At 66.5% G+C, this 21444-nt stretch carries 9 protein-coding genes; 4 read left to right on the top strand and 5 right to left on the bottom strand.

Going from position 1 to position 21444, the window contains the following annotated elements:
* Window positions 1–36: 36 nt before the first annotated feature.
* Complete coding sequence (locus tag ABNQ39_RS15160; protein ID WP_376961252.1) at window positions 37–2091, bottom strand: FAD-dependent oxidoreductase; 2055 nt, start codon at window positions 2089–2091, stop codon at window positions 37–39.
* A gap of 329 nt (window positions 2092–2420) precedes the next feature.
* A complete protein-coding gene (locus tag ABNQ39_RS15155) occupies window positions 2421–3317 on the bottom strand; it encodes a LysR family transcriptional regulator (protein ID WP_376961250.1) in 897 nt (298 codons plus the stop codon).
* Between the two features lie 264 nt (window positions 3318–3581).
* On the opposite strand from ABNQ39_RS15155, the gene ABNQ39_RS15150 reads away from it, so the two are divergent.
* Together ABNQ39_RS15150 and ABNQ39_RS15145 are read left to right on the top strand one after the other, a co-directional pair.
* Window positions 3582–4064, top strand: coding sequence for a (2Fe-2S)-binding protein (locus tag ABNQ39_RS15150; protein ID WP_376961248.1), 483 nt, complete (start codon window positions 3582–3584; stop codon window positions 4062–4064).
* Window positions 4061–6214: a xanthine dehydrogenase family protein molybdopterin-binding subunit gene (locus tag ABNQ39_RS15145; protein WP_376961246.1), complete on the top strand. Its 2154-nt coding sequence runs from the start codon at window positions 4061–4063 to the stop codon at window positions 6212–6214. Before ABNQ39_RS15150 ends, ABNQ39_RS15145 begins: the two co-directional genes overlap by 4 nt.
* Window positions 6215–7276: 1062 nt before the next feature.
* Here the strand turns inward: ABNQ39_RS15145 and ABNQ39_RS15140 are convergent.
* Window positions 7277–7438, bottom strand: a complete 162-nt coding sequence (locus tag ABNQ39_RS15140; RefSeq protein ID WP_376961244.1) for a hypothetical protein — start codon at window positions 7436–7438, stop codon at window positions 7277–7279.
* Window positions 7439–7518: 80 nt separating this feature from the next.
* Window positions 7519–7887, bottom strand: a complete 369-nt coding sequence (locus ABNQ39_RS15135; RefSeq protein WP_376961242.1) for a hypothetical protein — start codon at window positions 7885–7887, stop codon at window positions 7519–7521.
* Window positions 7888–8055: 168 nt separating this feature from the next.
* Here ABNQ39_RS15135 and ABNQ39_RS15130 point away from each other — a divergent pair, with 168 nt between their 5' ends.
* Complete coding sequence (locus ABNQ39_RS15130; RefSeq protein WP_376961240.1) at window positions 8056–16614, top strand: GH36-type glycosyl hydrolase domain-containing protein; 8559 nt, start codon at window positions 8056–8058, stop codon at window positions 16612–16614.
* 62 nt (window positions 16615–16676) lie between these two features.
* Here ABNQ39_RS15130 and ABNQ39_RS15125 read toward each other — a convergent pair whose 3' ends face one another.
* Complete coding sequence (locus ABNQ39_RS15125) at window positions 16677–18371, bottom strand: ELWxxDGT repeat protein (RefSeq protein ID WP_376961238.1); 1695 nt, start codon at window positions 18369–18371, stop codon at window positions 16677–16679.
* A 360-nt stretch (window positions 18372–18731) separates the two neighbouring features.
* On the opposite strand from ABNQ39_RS15125, the gene mgtA reads away from it, so the two are divergent.
* Window positions 18732–21224, top strand: a complete 2493-nt coding sequence (gene mgtA / locus ABNQ39_RS15120) for a magnesium-translocating P-type ATPase (RefSeq protein ID WP_376961236.1) — start codon at window positions 18732–18734, stop codon at window positions 21222–21224.
* The last annotated feature ends 220 nt before the right edge of the window (window positions 21225–21444 follow it).

The following is a 21444-nucleotide window of genomic DNA, read 5'->3' as shown; positions in this document are numbered from 1 at the left end:
CGAATGCGACGTGGAGCAGCTGGCCGTACCGCGCCCTCAGGCGCGCGCGGCGCCGACCAGCAGGCTTGCAAGGGCCCCGCGCGTGAGCATCGGGCCGGACGCCGGCGCGCTTTCCGGCAATCCGGACCGATTGGCGGACGGATGGCCGAGCGACTGGAGCAGCAGGTCCAGAAACGCTTCGCCTTGCGCGGACGGCACGGGGGCGTCGACCTGCAACTCCAGCCAGCGCGTGCGCAGTTCCGGCCTGAGATGGTCGGCGGGCACATCGATGACCGGATGGCGCATGTTGGGGAACAGCGCCACGCCGGCCCGGCTGGCCAGATCGTAGAGCGACTCGACGTAGCGGAAGGAGCGGTGGCCGGGGTTGATGCCCTCGAAATGGAAGCCGGTCACGCTGATCGGGATATCGAAGCAGAGCACCGCGGCTTCGACGAGATCCCCCCAGGTCGCCGCCATGTCCGGCAGGAACCGGTAGCGCTCGTCCTCCGGCACGAACCCCTTGAGCGCCAGCTTCTGAATCGCGACGAAGTCGGGATGTCCCGTTTCGACGTCGGAAAAATAGGTCAGCTTGCATTTGCGCTGGAGCATCTCCTCCTGGATGGCGGAAACCGGCACCTCCGACACCGTGCATCCGGAGCCGATGGACAATCCGGCCGCGATGCCCGCCGCCGTACCGGTTTCCGTCCAGAGGGCTTCGACGCGCAGGGCGCAGAAGGCGACGTGGCTGGCGGAGATGGTCGTGGTGACCAGCAGGTTGTCGACGCCCTGCGGCGTCAGGCATCCGTACGGCACCTGATAGGGAGCACGGAGCGCCCGCATGAACATCGACCCTTCGTAGGTCTTCGTCGCCGAGCTGGGTTCGTCGTTGCAGCGCCTGCTCTCGATCGCCCAGTCGCCGATCGCAATCGACTCCGGCTGTCTCGGTGGGCGCGGCCCCGATCCGGCCAGATACGGATTGACGTTCGCTTCCGTCATCTTCACCTGTCCGCGGAACCGCCGCCCTTCCCGGACATACAGAATGTAGGGAAGATGGTTGTTCTCGACATACTCGTCCTCGGCGAGGACGAGTTGCGGCATTCCTCCTTCGGTCTGGATGAAATGGAGGAAGCCCAGGACGTGATCGAAGAAATTCCGGCGGATCGCCGTCCGCTCGCGGGGATGGGAAAGAATGAACTCCCGCGTCCCCTGAAGCAGATCGTTCCCCTCGTACCGCCGATTGAGGATCATCTTGCCGTTGACCGTCGGGATGACGTCGGGTCCGAAGGTGGGAACGCCGTCGGCGGACAGGGCAGCGGCGTTCCATGCGTATTTGCCGGGGTCGTAGGACGCCGGCCTGGCCTGCAGGCGGCCCGGCCGGCCGTCCTTCAGATAACGCAGGCTCAACCGGTAGGTGAAGGCCATGATGTTGTCGTCCATCGCCCCCGTGCTGCCCGGCAGGATCGTCGATGGCAGGAACCCCTGGTCGTCGACCCGGCGTTCGTGCGTCGCGGTGTAGATCACGCCGGCATGCGGCTCCTCCGCGGAGCGGGCTTCACGGCCGATGTCGAACGGCGCTCCCGCCCAGGCCGCCACGTCGCCTTCGTAACTCGCATCGATGAAAACCGTTCCGCGCACCCGGTTCGGCTGCGTCGGCTCGCCGGGCGGGTTGCCGAAGGAATCGCTGGCCGGTTCCCAGTGAACCTCCCTGAGGCGTTTCCGGTCGACCACGACGTCGACGGGGACGGCACCGGTGATGACCGTGATGTTCCGATGCTCCGCCAGAAGCTCGCGCCAGATGCGTTCGGCGACATGGAACTCCCAGAAGACATCCGACCGGCTTGCGAGCATCGGGTCGATCAGGCCGACCTGCTTGTAATGCCTCAGCACGAGGTCCACGAACTCTTCCGCGATTCCGCTCAGGGCTTGCAGCGAGCCGGTATCGAAGCAATGCACACCGTTCGTCGTCACCCCACCCAGGGTCGGCGTCGGTTCCAGGACGATAACCTTCATGCCGCCGCGGGCCGCCGCAATGGCCGCGGAACAGCCGGCCGCCGTTCCGCCGACGACGACGACGTCCGCTTCAAGATCCGAGTAGTTCTGCTTGTCCGACATGACGTTCCTTCCCATTCCGAATGCGCCGGAAATAGCGGGGATCGCTCGCAGCGCTCAGCCGGCTTTATGTACAATCCGCCTTTTGCAGGCAGTATTCGCACGACCCTGCCAATTCGCCCGCTTCGCGACGGGCCGGCATAGCCATGTGGCAATAAAGCCCTAGCTCCGCATGCAAATGAAGTCAAACGCCACCGCGCGGCCTCCTTTGGCCGTCATAGGTTTTACCTCTGTCCGCAAACGCATCTGGAAAGAAACGGTGGTGAAGAAGAACTGTCGGCCGACCGATGCCGAGCGCATTTCTTCGAGGATCGGAAATGCGGCCTGCCAATTCACGCGGCCGAGGGAGGGGCGAGTCTGGCACCTGCTATGCTCTGCACCCAATCGACGAAGACCCGCAAGGCAGGCGAAAGATGCCGTGACGACGGATAGAGGACCGACACGGGGACCGGTTCGGGGCTGTATGAACCGAGCACTTCGCGCAGGCCACCGCGTTTCACAGTGTCGGCGATGATGAAATCGGACAGGCGGGCAAGCCCGAATCCGGCCGTGGCGAGGTCGCGGAGCGCGAAGGTCTCGTCGACCACCAAGCCGGTCCGCATGGTCATGGTGGTCGATGCACCGCCCTCGTTGAAGGTCCACCCATCGGGCCGGCCGTTGCGGGAGGACGAGTAGCCGATGGCGAGATGATCCTGGAGGTCCGCCAGTTCCTGTGGTTCACCGCGCGCGGCAAGATAGGACGGTGCGGCACAGACAACCCAGCGGAAGCTGCCGATGCGCCGCGCAATGAGGCTGGAATCCGGCAGGGTTCCGGTGCGGATGACGCAATCGATCCCTTCCTGGACGAGATCGACCAGCCGGTCGCTCATGCCGATCACGAGGTCCACCTCCGGATACCGTTCGCGGAATCCTGGAAGCGCGGGAAGAATGATCGAACGCCCGATGGAGGCCGGCATGTTCACCCTCAGCCGGCCGCTGGCCCGCCCGCGCCCGTCCCGCAGCCCATTCTCGACGGTGTCAACCATGGACAGGATCTGGCGGCTCTGTTCGTAATAGGCTTCCCCGTCCGGGGTCAGCTTGATCTGGCGCGTCGTGCGGTTGATCAGCTGGACCCCGAGATGCTGCTCCAGCCTCTGGATCGTCATGGTGACCGACGAGCGAGGCAGGGACAGGGCATGGGCGGCCTTCTGGAAGCCGTTCCTATCCACGACATGGACGAAGACTTCCATGGCCCGCAATCTGTCCACACGCTCCTCCCTCGAAACTCGGCGATCTCGGAACCCGATCCGAGGCAACCGGCACGCCAGCCGGCGTCTACGTTCACATAATGTGAACTTTCAAGTCAAACGCCCCGGGATTGTACGGGCAAACCTGCCGCAATACCTCCTGATCCAGAAAATGCAGGGCCTGCCGACCGTCCTTCGCCCAGCACCGGAACGTCCTGGCGCGGGCTTGGCGATGATCGGAGCCCCTTGGATCGGGAGATCGACGACATGCCTTACAGGCTGACCATCAACGGCGAGGCGCGCGAGATCGACGCCGATGGCGACACGCCCCTGTTGTGGGCGCTCCGCGACATCCTCGGGATGACCGGAACGAAATTCGGTTGCGGTGCCGGCCTTTGCGGCTGCTGCACGGTGCATGTCGACGGTGTGGCGACGCGCGCCTGCCAGACTCCGATCGACAGCGTCGGCACCGCCGGGATCGTGACCGTCGAGAGCGTGGACCGCACCGACGCCGGCCGGCGTGTCCAGCAGGCCTGGATCGACCTGGAGGTGGTGCAGTGCGGCTATTGCCAGCCCGGCCAGATCATGTCGGCCGCCGCCCTGCTCGCCGGCAACCCCGACCCGTCCGATGCCGAGATCGACGAGGCGATGTCAGGAAATCTCTGCCGCTGCGGAACCTACAGCCGCATCCGCGACGCGATCCGGCACGCCGCCCGCCTCGCCAAGCCGGCCATGGAGACGGCGCAATGACAAATCCGTCCACCTGCCCGGGCCACGGCCCATCGCGTCGCACCGTCCTGTCCGCAGGCATCGCCGTCGGTGGCGGGCTGCTGGTCGGCGTTCCGCTGGCGGCGCCGGTTCTCTCGAAGAACGGCCCGGTCGATTTTGCCCCGAACGCGTTCATCAGGATCGCCCGGAACGGCACCGTCACGCTGACCATGCCCTATGTCGAGATGGGACAAGGCACCTATACTTCGGTGCCGATGCTGATCGCGGAGGAGCTGGAGGTGCCGCTTGCCGCGGTGACGCTCGAACACGCGCCGGCCGACGACATGCTGTACCGCAACCCGATCATGGGAGCGCAGGAGACCGACGGTTCGCTGTCGATGCGTGCGGCGTGGGAGCCGATGCGCCGCGCCGGGGCCACGGCGCGGACGATGCTGGTCGCCGCGGCTGCGGCGGAGTGGCGGGTGGACGCCGCCGAATGCCGGGCGGCGGAGGGCTTCGTCATGCATGATCCGACGCGGCGCCGCATCGCCTATGGCGACGTCGCCGAACGGGCGGCGACCTTGCCCATACCGCCGCAGGTGACGCTGAAAGACGCAGCGGCCTTCACCCTGATCGGACGGCCGCAGAAGCGGCTGGACTCGGCGGACAAGATCAGAGGCACCGCGATCTTCGGCATGGATGTTCGACTGCCGGGCATGAAGATCGCCGCGGTGATGGCCTCGCCGGTACTCGGCGGGCGGGTCGCCAGCCTGAACGACCGCACGGCCCGGCGGGTGACGGGGGTGCGCGGCGTGGTTCTCCTCGACGATGCCGTGGCGGTCGTCGCCGATCACTGGGCGGCCGCGAAGAAGGGTCTCGACGTCCTGGCCGTCGTCTGGGACGACGGGCCGAACGCCGACTTCTCGACCGCCCGCCTCAAGGACGAGTTGGAGGCGGCCTCGCAGCGGGACGGCGTGGTCGGCGACGAGGCCGGCGACGAGAAGGGCGCCTTCGCCGGCGCGGCCCAGCGGGCGGAAGCCACTTACCGGCTGCCGCTCCTGGCCCACGCGGCGATGGAACCGCTCAACTGCACCGTCCATCTGCACGACGGGCGCTGTGACGTCTGGGTCGGCACCCAGGCGGCGAGCCGCGCCCAGGCCGCCGCGGCTGCCGCCGCGGGCCTGCCGCGGGATCGCGTGGCGATTCACAACCAATATCTCGGCGGCTCGTTCGGCAGGCGGGCCGAGACCGACAACATCGTCCAGGCCGTGTCCATCGCACGGCGGCTGGACCACCCGGTCAAGGTCGTCTGGAGCCGCGAGGAGGACACGCAGCACGATTTCTACCGGCCGGCCTATCACAACACGCTGCGAGCCGGACTTGATCGGGACGGCCGGGTCACGAGCTGGTTCCACCGGGTCGTCGGCCCGTCGCCCCTCGCCCGCTGGCTGCCGCCGGCCGTCCAGAATGGGCTCGACCCCGATGCGGTGACCAGCGCGACCGGCCCCTACCACTTCCCGAACCGGCATGTCGATTATGTCCGGCATGAGGAGCACGCTTTCCGGTCCGGCTTCTGGAGAGGCGTCGGAACCACCCATAACGTGTTCGTCGTCGAAAGCTTCATCGACGAACTGGCCGCGGCGAGTGGGACTGACCCGCTGGAATTCCGCCGGCGGCACCTTCGGGACGACCCGCGCCTGCGGGCCGTACTGGATCTGGCAGCCGAAAAATCCGGCTGGGGCGAGCCATTGCCTCCGGGAAGCGGCCGCGGCATCAGTCTTCTTCAGGATTTCGGCGGAACGATCCTCGCCCAGATCGCCGAGGTCTCCGTCCATGACGACGGATCGCTTCGGGTGGGCAGGGTCACCTCCGTCGTCGACTGCGGTAAACTGGTCAATCCCGACACGGTGATTGCCCAGATCCAGGGCGGCGTCATCTTCGGCCTCTCCGCCGCGCTCTACGGCCAAATCACCTTCTCCGAGGGGCGTGTCGAGCAGGGAAATTTCGACAGCTACGCCGCGGTACGGATGGACGAAGCTCCACGCGTGGCCGTTCATCTCATCGAAAGTGGGGAGGCGCCGTTCGGTGTCGGTGAATCCGGTACGTCCGGCATCGCCCCTGCCGTTGCAAACGCCGTGTATGCAGCGACGGGCAACCGTGTCCGGAATCTGCCGATCACATCCGACATGTGAGTCGGCATTGGGACGATGGCGTCGTGCGTTTCCTATGAAATGCACGACGCTATAGGAGGTTATCCGGCGAAATGTTGAAGACATCTGGATGAGGCGTTGAACTGGCACAGTTGGTTGCGCTGGGTATTGATCAGGTATAGCTCCTGCTGCGCCGGAGACCGGCTATAACCTCCGACCCAAATCACTGGAAGCCCGTCACAAAACGGGGCAACTGCTGCTCGGCTGAGGGTATAGCTGGCGCGATGTCCAACTCGCCTCCGCCCCGGACGTTGTACTTGAGGGTGCATCTGCGCGACGTATAGCCAGATTTGCGGCATCCCCATCGTCAGATCGAAACGCTCGACCGGCTGCGTTCGCGGATCGAGCGGGTAACGGTGCGCTTCAGCACCGCTGATGACCGGCGCCGAGATCGAGTTGGAGAGTGATCTGGTGGCGCCTCTCGGCCTTCGGCTGAGGCCAAAAACAGCGAAGGCCGGCGCTGAGAAAGCGGCCGGCCTTAGGTATGTTCGGTAAAGGTTGGTTGCGGGGGCAGGATTTGGCCTTTACCGAACCCGCGGCTGCGACGATCAAGGGCGATGATGGCCTCGATCAAATCGCCTTTGTACAAACACGAGGCGGTTTCTCATGAGCTGGGTGAAGTCATTGATCAGGTCAGTCACGCTGCGGATGTCGGGTGCGACGGTCTGGACAGTGGCAACGAACTGCTGATTAATCCGGCTCAGGGGCACGATCCGGCTCAGTGTCTCTGGAGGACTCGTCAACAGACGAGCGGCTCGGCGGCTGGACGGTACGCGCCAGGATGGCAGGGCGATCTCTGGCGACTCTATCTCGGCAACCCATCGCCGTTTGGCCCAACGGCGCACGATATCGTAGCCGCTCTCGAAGCCGGGAGTGTCCGGAATTCACCAAGGTCTGCTGCCAGCGGTTGCGACAACTGGCCGGACACAAGGATGCACCCCTCTCGGCCAGTCAGTGCGGATTTCCGTCTTACACCGGAGGGGCCGTCCACCACATCACCTCACCACCAGAGAAACATTTTCCTAGAAGACGGGCAGAAACCGCTCACACGGTGATCGGACGGACTGTTCTTGAAATCCATTGTCCATGATTTTGCTGCGCATGGGTCCATATGGCGAAATCGCCACGATATCGACCCGGCTTCATCACCATTTCCTCGGTAGGCGATTTCGCGATCGCTGAAGCGCGGCGCAACGAGGAAGCCATCGCGGCATCCTTGGTTCGGTCCGCCGAACATATGGAGCACGACCATGTCCCTTCCCCCGACGGATACCGGCTCTTTATCCTCATGGAACGCCGTGAGAGCATACTTCGTGCCACCGTTGGTGATTCCGATCGCCATCATGCTGACGGTTTTGCTCTTCGTCCTGATACATGGTCCCGCTGCCTGAACCGAAGGCTTCGCAATGTTCGAGAGCGTCGATCGGAAGTCCTTTGAACGATGCGTTGTCCACGTCCCACTGTAGCCAACCGATTTCAGCAGGAAGGACCGAACTGGGGTTCGCGTCATCAAGGACGGGACGGTCCACTGTCACCCCCATCACCGTGGCCAACGTGTCGACCTGAACCTCGCAAAGCTGTTGATCGGCCCTCCCATGCGCGACGATCGGATAGTCCGCGGCCCGCATCAAAAGAGTAAACTGACGGCAGTCCATGCCGTGACGCCCGCAGAAATTCCGCCTTCAGCCTGCGCGCCAAGAAAGATAGCCCGAATAAAATGGTACGGCGGCCGCCCTCGATGCCTACAGCCATGATCACACCACTGTTTGGCACGCGTCTCTCTTAATCGCGGTCGCACGCTGATGCTGGCCGGAAAGGCACCGATGAATGCGATCCTCCGCCATGCTTTCGGGCATCCTCTGCCACCGTCCCCCTGGAGCGATCTGGCACCGGTGCGCGAGGAACTCTTCGGTCTGGACCGGCTCGAGCGGCATGCGGAGAGTCTCGCCGCCGCGCAGCCGGTGACACGCAAGCCGCTTGCCGTCCTGTCCCTGCACACCCGCCTCGCCGACAACGCCGCGGTGCTCCTCGCCGCCTATCGGGCGAGTGCGGCGGAATTGGAGCGCGGTCGCAGCGTGGTTCCCGCCGCGGAATGGCTGCTCGACAATTACCATGTCGTCGAGGAGCAGATCCGGGAAATCCGCGTCGACCTGCCGCTGGGTTATTACCGTCAATTGCCGAAGCTCGCTGACGGGCCGTTCGCCGGCTATCCCCGGGTGTTCGGACTGGCCTGGGCCTTCGTTGCCCACACGGACAGCCACCTCGATCCCACGATCCTGCGCCGGTTCATCACCGCCTATCAGCGGGTCCAACCGCTGACCATCGGCGAGCTGTGGGCGGTAGCGATCACGCTTCGCATCGTCCTCATCGAGAACCTGCGCCGGCTCGCCGACCAGATCACCGTCGGACGCGCGGCACGGGCGGATGCCGACGCACTGGCAGACCGGCTTCTCGCATCGGGGGACAGCCGTTCCGCTCTCGAAGCGGACATGGCCACGCGCTCTTCCGGTTCCTTGTCCGACGTTTTCGCCGCGGAACTGGCGAAGCGGCTGCGGGACCAGGATCCGCGAACGATGCCGGCCCTCGGCTGGCTGGAGGAGCGGCTCAACCGTCAGGGCGCAACGGTCGACGGTGTGGTCCAGCACGCCCAGCAGAGGTTGGGCGCCTCCAACGTCACCGTGCGCAATGTCATCACCAGCATGCGGCTGATCTCCGACATCGACTGGGCGGACCTGTTCGAGAGCGTGAGCCTCGTCGACGAACACCTGCGCGCGGCGAGCGGCTTCGCCGCCATGGATTTCCCCACGCGCAACCTCTACCGGAGCGCCATCGAGGAACTGGCCCGCGGTTCGTCATTCCCAGAACTCGCCATCGCCGGTCTGGCGCTATCGGCATCACGTGCAGCGGCGGCGGAAGCAGCCAACGGTGCGGACGCCGCGCGTGTCGGCGACCCCGGCTATCATCTGATCGCGGAAGGGCGAGGCGCACTTGAGCGGCGCGTCGGCTTTCGACCACCGGCCCGGCTGCGGATCAGCCGTTTCAGCGTTCATCTGGGAATCGGCGGCTATGTCGGCGCGATCCTGTCCGTGACGGCGCTATTGCTGGGTCTCGCGGTGTGGGCGGCCTGGCTTCCCGGTATGGGCGGCTGGCTCTTCCTGTTCGCCCTTGCCGGCATCGTGCCGGCCTCCGAAGTGGCGACGGCGCTGGTCAACCGCGCGGTCACCGCGCTGTTCGGAGCGATCACCCTGCCGGGGCTCGAACTGGCGGACGGCGTGCCCCCGTCACAGCGCACGCTCGTCGCCGTTCCGACGCTGCTGACCGGCGAGGCCGACCTGCTGGAACAGATCGAGCGGCTGGAGGTTCACCACCTCGCCGGGGCCGGCGGCGAACTCGTCTTCGCCCTGTTGTCGGATGGTCCGGACGCCGACCAGGAGGTGGTGGCCGACGACGACGCTCTCCTGGCGGTGGCCGCCGCGGCCATCGAGCGGCTGAATCTGCGCCATGGCCCCGGTCCTGACGGCGGGGACCGTTTTCTGCTGCTGCATCGCCGACGGCTCTACAATGACGGCGAGGGCAAGTGGATGGGGTGGGAGCGCAAGCGCGGCAAGCTGCACGAACTCAACCGGCTGTTGCGCGGCGCCACCGACACCAGCTTCATGCCCATTGCCGGTCGCGCGCCGCAGGTGCCGGCCGGCGTGCGCTATGTCATCACGCTTGACGCCGACACGCGACTGCCGCGGGACGCCGCACTCCGGCTGGTCGGCAAGATGGGGCACCCGCTGAATCGGCCGACGTTCGACGCGGCCGGGCGGCGCGTCATCAACGGCTATGCCATTCTTCAGCCCCGCATCACGCCGTCGCTGTCGCTCGGCGGCGAGGGCTCGCTCTATCAGCGGATCGTCTCCGGCCCCGGCGGCATTGCCCCCTATGCGTCGGCCGTCTCCGACGTTTACCAGGATCTGTTCGGCGAGGGATCCTTCACCGGGAAGGGCATCTACGACGTCGATGCCTTCGAAGCGGCGCTGGACGGCCGGGTTCCGCGCAATGCCCTGCTCAGCCACGACCTGTTCGAAGGTGTTTTCGCCCGCGCTGGTCTCGCTTCCGACGTCGAACTCGTCGAGGAGTTCCCCTCGCGCTACAACGTCGCCGCCAAGCGTCAGCACCGCTGGACCCGCGGCGACTGGCAACTGCTCCCCTGGATCCTCGGCCATAGGACAGGTCCTCAGGCGGCCCCGCCGGTCGGTCGCTGGAAGATGCTGGACAACCTGCGACGCTCGCTGCTGGCGCCGTTCACCTTGGCGACGCTGGCCGTGAGCTGGCTGCTGCCTCTGCCGTCCGCCTTGGCGGGAGTCCTGCTCGTGCTCGCCGTCAGCGCGGTTCCGGCGTTCCTGCCGTCGATGTCCTCGGTGCTGCCGGGCCGGCCGGGTACCCGCCTCGGCAGCCATGTCGGCTCACTCATGCAGGATCTGCGGATGGCGGCGATGCGGACCGTGATGTCGGTTGCCTTCCTGGCCGACCAGGCGTGGCGGATGGCCGATGCCATCGCAAGGACATTGACCCGACTGTTCGTCACGCACCGCCATCTTCTCGAATGGACGACGGCGGCGCAGACAAGTGGCCGGCCGCAGCTGGATCTCGGCGGCTTCTATCGAGACATGGCGGGTGGCACCGCACTTGGGCTCGTCGTGGCGGCCGGTACCGTTGCCGTGACGCCATCGTCCTGGCCGCTGGCCCTGCCTTTCGCCCTGCTGTGGCTGACGGCCCCCGCACTCGCCGCATGGACCAGCCGGCCGCCGGCCATACGTCGGCGGGCGGCGTTCTCCGATCCGGATGCCCGCGACCTGCGCCTCACCGCGCGGCGCACCTGGCGCTTTTTCGAGACGTTCGTCACGCCGGCCGAAAACATGCTGCCGCCGGACAATTTCCAGGAGGACCCGAAGCCGGTGGTCGCCCATCGGACATCGCCGACCAACATCGGTCTCTACCTGCTTTCCACCGTCGCCGCCCGCGACTTCGGCTGGTCGGGAACGACGGAAACCATCGAGCGGCTGGAGGCGACGTTCGACTCCATGCGGAAGCTCTCGCGGTTCAGGGGGCATTTCTTCAACTGGTATGGAACACAGGATCTGAGGGTGCTGGAACCGGCCTATGTCTCGTCGGTCGACAGCGGGAACCTTGCCGGCCATCTGATCGCAGTCGCGAACGCCTGCGAGGAATGGGTGGGCTGTGCTCCGGCGGCGGACGCCCGGCTCGGCATGATGGATACCCTCGCCCTGGCGCGAGAGGCCGCGGACGCCCTGCCCACAGCGGGCGGCGAGCAAATACGCCGGCTTGGCGCCGTTCTCGACGAGATCGCCGCACAACTCGACGGGGGGCACTCCATCGAGGTCCAGTTGCCGACGCTGAGGCGGCTGTCCGACAGGGCCGTCGAAGCGGCCCGCGACGTCATCCCGGCGGGCGGGCCGTCGGCCGGTGGCGACGGTCCGGCGGATCTGATGGTCTGGATCGTGGCATTGCGGACCGCGGCGATCGAGCATGGCCGTGACCGCTTCACCGTCGCCGGGACGCCGGACATGCGGAGGGGCCGGCTGCGTGCCCTCGCCGATACGGCACGCGCGATGGCGCTCGCGATGGATTTCTCCTTCCTTCTCGATCCCGAACGCAAACTGCTGTCGATCGGCTACGCCCTCCCCGACAACAGCCTGGATCCGAGCTGCTATGACCTGCTCGCCTCGGAAGCCCGGCTCGCCAGCCTGTTCGCCATCGCCAAGGGCGACGTCGCGACGCGGCACTGGTTCCGCCTCGGCCGTGCGGCGACACCGGTCGGCAACGGCTCCGCGCTGATCTCCTGGTCCGGCTCCATGTTCGAATATCTGATGCCGGCGCTGGTGATGCGCGCGCCGGTCGGCAGCCTTCTGGAGCAGACAAGCCGTCTGGTGGTGGAGCGTCAGCAAGCCTACGGCAGAACGCTGGGGGTGCCATGGGGCATCTCGGAATCCGCCTACAGCGCCCGCGACCTGGAGTTCACGTACCAATACTCGAACTTCGGTGTTCCCGGCCTCGGCCTCAAGCGCGGCCTCTCCGAGAATCTCGTCATCGCGCCCTACGCCACCGGGTTGGCCGCGATGGTGGATCCGCACGGCGCACGGCTGAACTACGACCGCCTCGCCGCGATGGGCGCATGCGGACGCCATGGCTTCTACGACGCCCTCGACTTCACCCGCTCCAGGCTTCCCGAAGGCGCGGAGATGGCCATCGTGCGCAACGTCATGGCCCATCACCAGGGCATGACCATCGTCGCCATCGCAAACGCCCTGCAGGACGGCCGGATGCGCGACCGTTTCCACCGCGAACCCATGATCATGGCCAGCGAATTGCTGCTCCAGGAACGCATGCCGCGCGACGTCGTCGTCGGGCATCCTCGGGCCGAGGAGGTGAAGACCTCCGCAATGGGCGTCGCCATCGCATCGCCGACGGTGCGCCGCCTTGCCACGCCGCCCTCTGCCGCAGCCCCGGTCACTCATTTGCTCTCCAACGGGCGCTACACGGTGATGCTGACCGCGGCGGGGGCGGGCTACAGCCTGTGGCGCGACATCGCCGTGACCCGTTGGTGCGAGGATGCCACCCGGGACGACTGGGGGACCTTTATTTTCCTGCGCGACACGCAGACCGGCGAGCTGTGGTCCGCCGGCGCGCAGCCAACCGGGCGTGCGGCGGACCATGCCGAGGTGGTGTTCGCCGAGGATCACGTCGAATTCATCCGCCATGACGGGACCTTGACCACCACCATGGACGTTCTGGTCTCCGGCGAGGCCGACGGGGAGGTCCGCCGCGTCTCGCTGACCAATGGCGGGCGGCGACCGCGCGTGATCGAAGTGACGTCCTATGCCGAGTTGGTTCTGACCACGCCGGCCGCCGACGCCGCCCATCCGGCCTTCGCCAAGATGTTCGTGCAGACCGGGTTCCACGCCGAGTTCGGCGCGCTGGTCGCCACCCGCCGCCCGCGCTCGCCACGCGAGCCGCCGGTCTGGGCCGCCCACTTCGCCGTCGTCGACGGCGGGATTGCGGGCGATCCACAATACGAGACCGACCGGGCGCGTTTCATCGGGCGTGGCCGCACCGTCGGCACGGCCGCCGCGATCGCCGACGGCCAGCCGCTGTCGAACGGCCTCGGGACGGTTCTCGACCCGATTGTCGCGATCAGGCGGCGCCTGACGATCCCACCCGGCGGGGTCGCGCGGGTCGCCTTCTGGACCTTGGTCGCGTCGTCGCAGACGGCGCTTCTTGACCTTGTCGATCAGCATGCCGACCGGAATGCCTTCGACCGGGTGAAAACCCTGGCATGGACGCAGGCCCAGGTCCAGCTTCGCCATTTGGCCATCGGGGCCGACGAGGCCGCCGACTTCCAGCGCTTGGCCGCGCCGATCCTGTACGCCGATGCCCGCTTCCGGGCTCCCTCCGCCACCATCGCCGGTGGCGCGGGAGCCCAGTCGGGCCTGTGGCCCCACGCGATTTCAGGGGATCTTCCCATCGTCATGCTGCGCATCGACGACGTCGAGGACATCGCCCAGGTCCGCCAGCTGCTGCGTGCCCACGAATACTGGCGCATGAAGCGTCTGGCCGTCGATCTGGTGATCGTCAACGAGCGCGCCTCATCCTATGTCCAGGATCTTCAGGTCGCCATCGAGACCGCGGTGCGCAGCAGCCAGTCGCGGCCACGGCTCGGCGAGGAACCGGCGCAAGGTTCGGTCTACGCGTTGCGTGCCGACCTGATGCGTGCCGACGCACGCGCCCTGCTCCATTCGGTCGCCCGCGTCGTGCTGATCGCCCGGCGCGGCTCCATCGCCGAACAGATCGCCCGCCTGCAGCGGCAATCGTTCCCATCGGCACCCATCGACACTCCCGCATCGCTCCAATCCGCGGCCCGGCCCATGGCGGACCGGGTGCCGGTGCCGGGCTCCCTCGAATTTTTCAACGGTCTGGGCGGCTTCGACAAGGACGGGCAGGAGTATGTGACCATCCTCGACGCCGGCCGCATGACGCCCGCTCCCTGGATCAACGTGATCGCCAACCCCGATTTCGGCTTCCAGGTGGCGGCGGAGGGCGGCGGTTTCACCTGGGCAGGGAACAGCCGGGAGAACCAGCTCACGCCGTGGTCCAACGATCCGGTCGGCAATCCGGCCGGGGAAGCGATCTATCTCCGCGATGAGGTGACCGGAGACCTGTGGAGCGCCACCGCGCAGCCGATCCGCAACGGCGGGACCTATATCGCCCGCCATGGTCGCGGGTACAGCCGCTTCGAACATCAGGCGCACGGCATCGCGCTGGAGCTTCTGCAATATGTGCCGCTGGCCGATCCGATCAAGATTTCCCGCCTGACCCTGCGCAACCATTCGCCCGGTCCGCGCACGCTGTCCGTCACCGCCTATGCGGAGTGGGTGCTCGGCACGGCACGTGGCGCTTCGGCGCCGTTCATCGCAACGGAGATCGACGCGGCCACTGGAGCCATGCTGGCCCGCAACCGCTGGAGCCCGACCTTCGGCGAACGCGTCGCCTTCGCCGATCTCGACGGCCGGCAGACGGCGTGGACGGCCGACCGCACCGAGTTCATCGGCCGCAACGGCGGCCCCTCGGCGCCAGCGGCGCTCGTCGGGCGCTCACCGCTGTCCGGGGCGACTGGCGCCGGTCTCGATCCCTGCACGGCCTTGCAGGGCGTCGTCGAGTTGAAGGCCGGCGAGACGGTCGAAATCGTCTGGTTCCTCGGGCAATGCGCCTCGGCGGAGGCCGCCCGCCTGCTGATTGCGCGCTATCGCGACGCCGATCTCGACGCCGTTCTCGAAGCGGTCGCCGATCACTGGACTTCCGTGCTCGGCGCCGTTCAGGTCAAGACGCCGGACCGGGCGATGGACATCATGCTGAACGGCTGGCTGCTCTACCAGACGCTGGCCTGCCGCATCTGGGCGCGTTCGGCCTTCTATCAGGCGAGCGGCGCCTACGGCTTCCGGGACCAGCTGCAGGACGGCATGGCGCTGAGCTTCGCCATGCCCAATGAGGCGCGGCGCCATCTGCTGCGCGCCGCCGGCCGGCAGTTCGTCGAAGGCGACGTCCAGCACTGGTGGCTGCCCCAGTCCGGGCAAGGGGTACGGACGCGGATCTCGGACGATCGCGTGTGGCTTGCCTTCGCCACCGCCACCTACATCGCCAGTTCGGGTGACGCTGCGATCCTGGAGGAAAGCGTGCCGTTCCTCGATGGTCCTCCCTTGCGCCCCGGTGAGCACGACGCCTTCTTCCAGCCGGCGACTGCCGACGAGTGCGCCCCGCTGTTCGAACACTGCGCCCGTGGCCTCGACCAAAGCCTCGTCCTGACCGGCGAGCACGGGCTGCCGCTCATCGGCACCGGCGACTGGAACGACGGCATGAACCGCGTCGGCCAGGACGGCAAGGGGGAAAGCGTCTGGCTTGGCTGGCTGCTGCTCCGCACCATCGCGCTGTTCGCGCCGCTGGCGGACAGTCGCGATGCCGTCCGCGCCCGCCGCTGGCGTGACCATGCCGAGGCATTGCGCCAGTCGCTGGAGCGCGAGGCCTGGGACGGCGCGTGGTACCGCCGGGCGACATTCGACGACGGCACATGGCTCGGTTCGGCAGCCTGCGAGGAGTGCCGCATCGACTCCATCGCCCAATCCTGGGCCGTGCTCTCGGGTGCCGCCGATCCCGAGCGTGCCGCGACGGCGATGGAGTCGCTGGAAAGTCTGCTGATCCGACCCGACGACGGCTTGGCGCTGCTGTTCACGCCGCCGTTCGATGGGACGACGTCCGATCCCGGCTACATCCGCGGCTATCCGCCGGGCCTGCGCGAGAATGGCGGGCAATATAGCCACGCCGCCATGTGGGCGATACTGGCGTTCGCCAAGCTGGGTGACGGCAGCAGGGCGGCCGCCCTGTTCGACCTGCTCAATCCGATCAACCACGCCCGCACGCCGACGGAAGCCGAGCGCTACAAGGTCGAACCCTATGTTGTCGCCGCCGATGTCTATTCGGTGGCGCCACATGACGGGCGCGGCGGCTGGAGCTGGTACACGGGTGCGGCGGGGTGGATGTACCGTGCCGGCACAGAGGGCATCCTCGGCATCCGCCGCGAGGGCGCATTCCTGGTCGTCGATCCGTGTCTTCCGGCTTCCTGGACGGGCTTCGAAGCCACGGTAACCGTGGAGTCGACCCACTACCACATCCGTGTGGAGGCGGCGTCGCACGGTGATCGCGATGCATCGGACGTGGTCCTCGATGGCTCGCGTTTCGACCGGACCGGCGAAGCCGTGCGCCTGCCGCTCGATGGCGGGAGGCATAGGCTGGTCCTGCCGCTGCGGGTCCGGCTGCCCTCCTGAGGATTGCAAACGGACCCGTCCCTGCGCTCGCGGCGGTCGGCATTAGCCTGAAATGGGTGGCATCAGATCCCGGCGATCTCCAGCGTGCCATAAAGCAGGCTGAAGGGCTGGGAGGTGGCGAGCTTCGTCACCGCCTCCCCGTCGGCATCCAGACGGAACAGCGCGCCGCCTTGGCCGGCGTCGATCCCGCTGAAATAGAGGCTGTCGCCAACCGCGCGGAGGTTGCCGGGCGCTGTCCAACTCACGTCGTGGGACCTGTCCGCCACCATGCGGGTGCCGGCCCCGGTACCGTCGCTCATCCACAGACTGCGTCCGTGCACTCCGTCATCCGCAGTGAAGAACACCCTGTCGTCCAAAACGGCGAAGTCCGCGATGTTGGCCCCTGCGCTGCCAGGGGCGATGTCCTTCACCATGCGCGTTCCCTCCTCCGTCCCGTCCGACATCCAAAGCTCGAAGCCGTGCTGCCCATCGCTGGCCACAAAGGCAATTTGGTCGTCGAAGGCGACATACCGGTTGGGCAGGGAGAGGCCGACCGGCGGAAAATTCTTCACCGGCATTGTGCCTTCCGGGGTTCCGTCGCTGGTCCACAAATCCTCGCCGTGGTTATAGAACAGCCTGTCTCCCACTGCGGTCAGGACCTCCAGGCGCCCGGCCCTTGGGTCCTCGCCAATGCTGCCATCCAGCTTGACCGTGCCCTCATCCGTCCCGTCGCTGACCCAAAGCTGGCCATAGCCGCCGGTCCCGTCCCAGGCGGTCAGGAACAACCGGTCGCCGACCGCCGTCAGATGCGTGGGCAGGATCGGCAGGGGAACCGGGGGATCGAAGCTGCCGGGGAAGAAATCCTTGACCAGCTCCGTCCCGGCCGCCGTGCCATCCGACCGCCACAGTGCCCTGCCATGGTCGCTGTCGTTGGCGGTGAAGAACAGCTCGTCCCCAACTGCCGTCAGGTTGGAGGGAAAGGACGGCCGTCCGCCGGCATTCACGTCCTTTACCATATGCGTCCCGGCCGCCGTCCCGTCGCTGACCCAAAGCTCCCCTCCATGCTGACCGTCGTCCGCCTCGAAATAAAGGCGGCCGTCCGCTATGGTCAGGGCCGTGGGTGCCGACGATGCGACGCCTGGATTGAGGTCCATCAGCAGGCGGGTTCCACCCGGTGTTCCGTCGGTGGACCACAATTCACGCCCATGGACGGCGTCGTCGGCGCTGAAATAAACACGCCCATGGAGTTCGATAAAGCCCTGCGGCTCCGATGAGGCCGCTCCCGGAGCGATGTCCCGCAGCAGGAAGGCCCGGCGCCCGTCCGTCCCCCACAGCTCGTTCCCATCCGCATTGTCCGTCGCCGCGAACACGGCGCTGGCTTTCATCGGCTCGTTTTTCAGTCGCAGATTGCCGGCAGTGAGATCCTCGCGCGACAGGCCCATCAGCTTCACGCCGTCGCGTGGGCCAAAATCGAGGACCAGCCCGTCGCTGTCCTGGTGGGAGCGGGCCAGCACATCCTCCAGGCTGCCGATCCCACCCCAGGCCCGCAGGTCCAGCAGGTCCCCGTCGGCTCCGCCCTGGAAGTCGCCGATGCAGTCCCAACCGTCGCCGGGCTTGAAAACGAAACGGTCGCCGCCGCCGCCGCCTTCCATGTAGTCGTTGCCGCGATTGCCGGCGATGATGTCGTTCCCGTTTCCGCCGAACAGAAAGTCGCGGCGCCCGCTGCCCATGATTGTCCGCCCGGACGTGCCGTGATGCTTTTCATGATCCTGTCCCATGCCGGCGCCCTTTCGATGGTAGCAGCGGGTCCGGATAGAAATGCTCTTATAGGTTGCCGTTGCGAATGACGCATCGGGCCAGGGCTCCATCGGCCCATCCGTCTACTCCGGTCCAGCGGCGATATGGCTCGCATTGTCCAACCGAAAGGGTGGCGGCGGTGAAAGTCGGGGGCGTCAGTCCGTGGTCGCCGTTTTCGAATCCGGCCATGTGGCGCCAAGTCCCAACCATGACAGTGCGGGCTATCGTAAGCGTCATTTCTCATTCCTCGGCCAGCGCCTACACTGGTGCAACTGCCGAGGACACGAGCTTTGGACCAAGGCACCATCGCTGACGGGATCTGGAAACAACCGATCTCCGTCGTGCTCAAAAACCTGGATGCGACCCCCGCCGGGCTGGGGCGAACCGAGGCGGAGGCCCGCCGGCGCCGGTACGGCCTCAACCAGCCGCTGGTGCGCCGCCGCCGGCCGCTGTGGCTGCAATTCCTGACCCGCTTCCTCAATCCCCTGGTGCTGATCCTGCTGTTCGCCAGCGGCCTGTCGGCAGCCACCGGGAACATCACCAGCTTCGTCATCGTGATCGTCATGGTCGTGCTCAGCGTCACCCTGGACTTCGTCCAGGAGATGCGGGCCGAGAACGCCGTGGAGGCGCTACGCCGCACCGTCGCCGTCCGTGTGCAGGTGCGCCGGGACGGTGTGGAGGTATCGGAGCCGGTGGATCAACTGGTTCCAGGCGACGTGGTCCGTCTGGCCGCCGGCGATCTGGTTCCGGCCGACTGCCGCCTCCTCGAAGCGCGCGACCTGTTCGTCAACCAGGCCATGCTGACCGGGGAGCCCTACCCGGCGGAAAAGCGGGTCGATGCCGTCGCGATCCCGGCCGAAGACGTTGGGCAGGCGCTCGACACCATATTCATGGGAACCTCGGTCATCAGCGGCAGCGCCACCGCCGTGGTCTGCCGGACCGGCGACGCGACGGCGTTCGGTCGGTTGAGCGGCACCCTGCAGGCGCCTTCCCCTCCCACCGCCTTCGAGCTGGGCATCCGCCAGTTCGGTTTCCTCATACTGCGCCTGACGATCTTCCTGGTGTTGTTCGTGCTGGCGGTGAATGTGCTGTTCCACCGGCCCTGGCTGGAGTCCCTGATGTTCGCCCTGGCCCTGGCGGTCGGGCTGACGCCGGAACTGCTGCCGATGATCGTCACCGTCACGCTGGCGCGCGGGGCGATGCGGCTGGCGGAGCGCCGTGTCATCGTCAAACGGCTGGCGGCCATGCACAACATCGGCGCCATGGACGTATTGTGCACCGACAAGACCGGGACGCTGACGGAGGCGACGATCCGGATGGTCAGGCACTTGGATTTCCGTGGCGCGGAGAGCGAACGCGTCTTCCGGCTGGCCTACCTGAACAGCCATTTCGAGAGCGGCATCAAGAGCCCGCTCGACGAGGCCATCATCGCCTTCCGCAGCCTCGACGTGACCGGCTGGCGGAAGATCGACGAGGTGCCCTTCGATTTCGAACGGCGGCGCGTCTCGGTTCTCGTCACCGATGGCACCGAGCGGCTGCTGGTGGTCAAGGGGGCGCCGGAAGACGTGCTACGGCAGTCCACCCATTACGAAGGCGAAGGTGGCGTCGAGATGCCGCTCGACCCGGCGGCGCGGGCGGATCTGGATGCCCTGTTCCAGAAGCTGGGAGAGGACGGGTTCCGGGTGCTGGCGATCGCCTCCAAGGCGATGGGACCGGATCATGCCTCCGCCGCGCTGGGAGACGAAAGCGAACTTGCCTTCGCCGGCTACGCGGTTTTCCTCGATCCGCCCAAGGCGAGTGCCATGGCGGCGATCCGCGATCTGACCGGGGCCGGGGTGGCCGTGCGCCTTCTGACCGGCGACAACGAGCGGGTGACGCGGCACGTCTGCGCCGAGCTCGGCCTGCCCGTCATCGGCCTGATCACCGGCGACGATCTGCGGGCGATGAGCGAGGAGGCGTTGCGGGCCCGCCTCCCCAAGGTCAACGTGTTCTGCCGGGTGACGCCGGCTCAGAAGGAACGCGTGCTGCTGGCCTACAAGCGCTCCGGCCGGGTGGTGGGTTTCCTGGGCGACGGGATCAACGACGCCTCCGCCCTCCATGCCGCCGACGTCGGCATCTCGGTGGACAGCGCCGCCGACGTTGCAAAGGAGGCAGCTGGCCTGATCCTGCTCGACCACGATCTGTCGGTGGTGCACGAGGCGGTGATGGAGGGGCGCCGCACGGTGCAGAACGTCACCAAATACATCCTGATGGGAAGCAGTTCGAATTTCGGCAACATGTTCAGCATGGCGGGAGCGTCGCTGTTCCTGCCCTTCCTGCCGATGCTGCCGACCCAGGTGCTGCTCAACAACCTGCTCTACGATGCGTCCGAGGCCGGCGTTCCGCTCGACACCGTGGAGGCGGAGGCGTTGGCCCTGCCGGTGCAGTGGGATCTGCGGCTGATCCAGCGCTTCATGCTGGTGCTGGGTCCGGTCAGCTCCCTGTTCGATTTCCTGACCTTCTATGCCTTGCTTCACCTGTTCAACGCCGATGAGGCGCTGTTCCAGACCGGATGGTTCGTGGAGAGCCTTGCCACCCAGGTGCTGGTCATCTTCGTGATCCGCACCCGCCGCAGCCCCTGGCTCAGCCGACCCAACGCAATCCTGGCTGGCTTGTCGCTGGGAGCTGCCGCCGTCGGCGCGCTGCTGCCGCTGACGCCGCTGGCATCCTTCTTCGGCTTCGTGGTTCCTCCAGCCTCCTTCTACCTGTTCCTGGTGGCCGCCGTCGTCACCTATCTGGTCCTCGTGGAGATCGTCAAACGGATGTTCTTCCACTACATCGCTCCACGACAGTGATGCGGAACCCGGGGCGTCGACGGACTCCGCCCTGAAAAGTTGGCGTTCAGGCTATAGATGGATGCCATTCATTTTCTCCGGGCAGGTCCATCCAACCATTGCCGGGTTGGAGTGGCAGGGCCAAACTTTCTTCGGAACCGGCACATAGGCCAATGTCAAATTGCAGGAGCTGGAATATTTTTCCTTTCCCAAATCGGAAATACCACCAGCTATAGCGCTT

It is taken from the genome of Azospirillum sp. A26, assembly GCF_042604635.1.
GTDB classification, from domain to species: Bacteria; Pseudomonadota; Alphaproteobacteria; order Azospirillales; family Azospirillaceae; genus Azospirillum; species Azospirillum palustre.
Note: the sequence above shows the minus strand (reverse complement) of the source record. Positions and strands in the feature narration are given on the sequence as shown.

Coding starts and splice junctions, on each gene's coding strand:
- ABNQ39_RS15160 (WP_376961252.1), bottom strand. CDS start 2,091: ATGTCGGACAAGCAGAACTACTCGGATCTTGAAGCGGACGTCGTCGTC.
- ABNQ39_RS15155 (WP_376961250.1), bottom strand. CDS start 3,317: ATGGAAGTCTTCGTCCATGTCGTGGATAGGAACGGCTTCCAGAAGGCC.
- ABNQ39_RS15150 (WP_376961248.1), top strand. CDS start 3,582: ATGCCTTACAGGCTGACCATCAACGGCGAGGCGCGCGAGATCGACGCC.
- ABNQ39_RS15145 (WP_376961246.1), top strand. CDS start 4,061: ATGACAAATCCGTCCACCTGCCCGGGCCACGGCCCATCGCGTCGCACC.
- ABNQ39_RS15140 (WP_376961244.1), bottom strand. CDS start 7,438: ATGGCTTCCTCGTTGCGCCGCGCTTCAGCGATCGCGAAATCGCCTACC.
- ABNQ39_RS15135 (WP_376961242.1), bottom strand. CDS start 7,887: ATGGACTGCCGTCAGTTTACTCTTTTGATGCGGGCCGCGGACTATCCG.
- ABNQ39_RS15130 (WP_376961240.1), top strand. CDS start 8,056: ATGAATGCGATCCTCCGCCATGCTTTCGGGCATCCTCTGCCACCGTCC.
- ABNQ39_RS15125 (WP_376961238.1), bottom strand. CDS start 18,371: ATGGGACAGGATCATGAAAAGCATCACGGCACGTCCGGGCGGACAATC.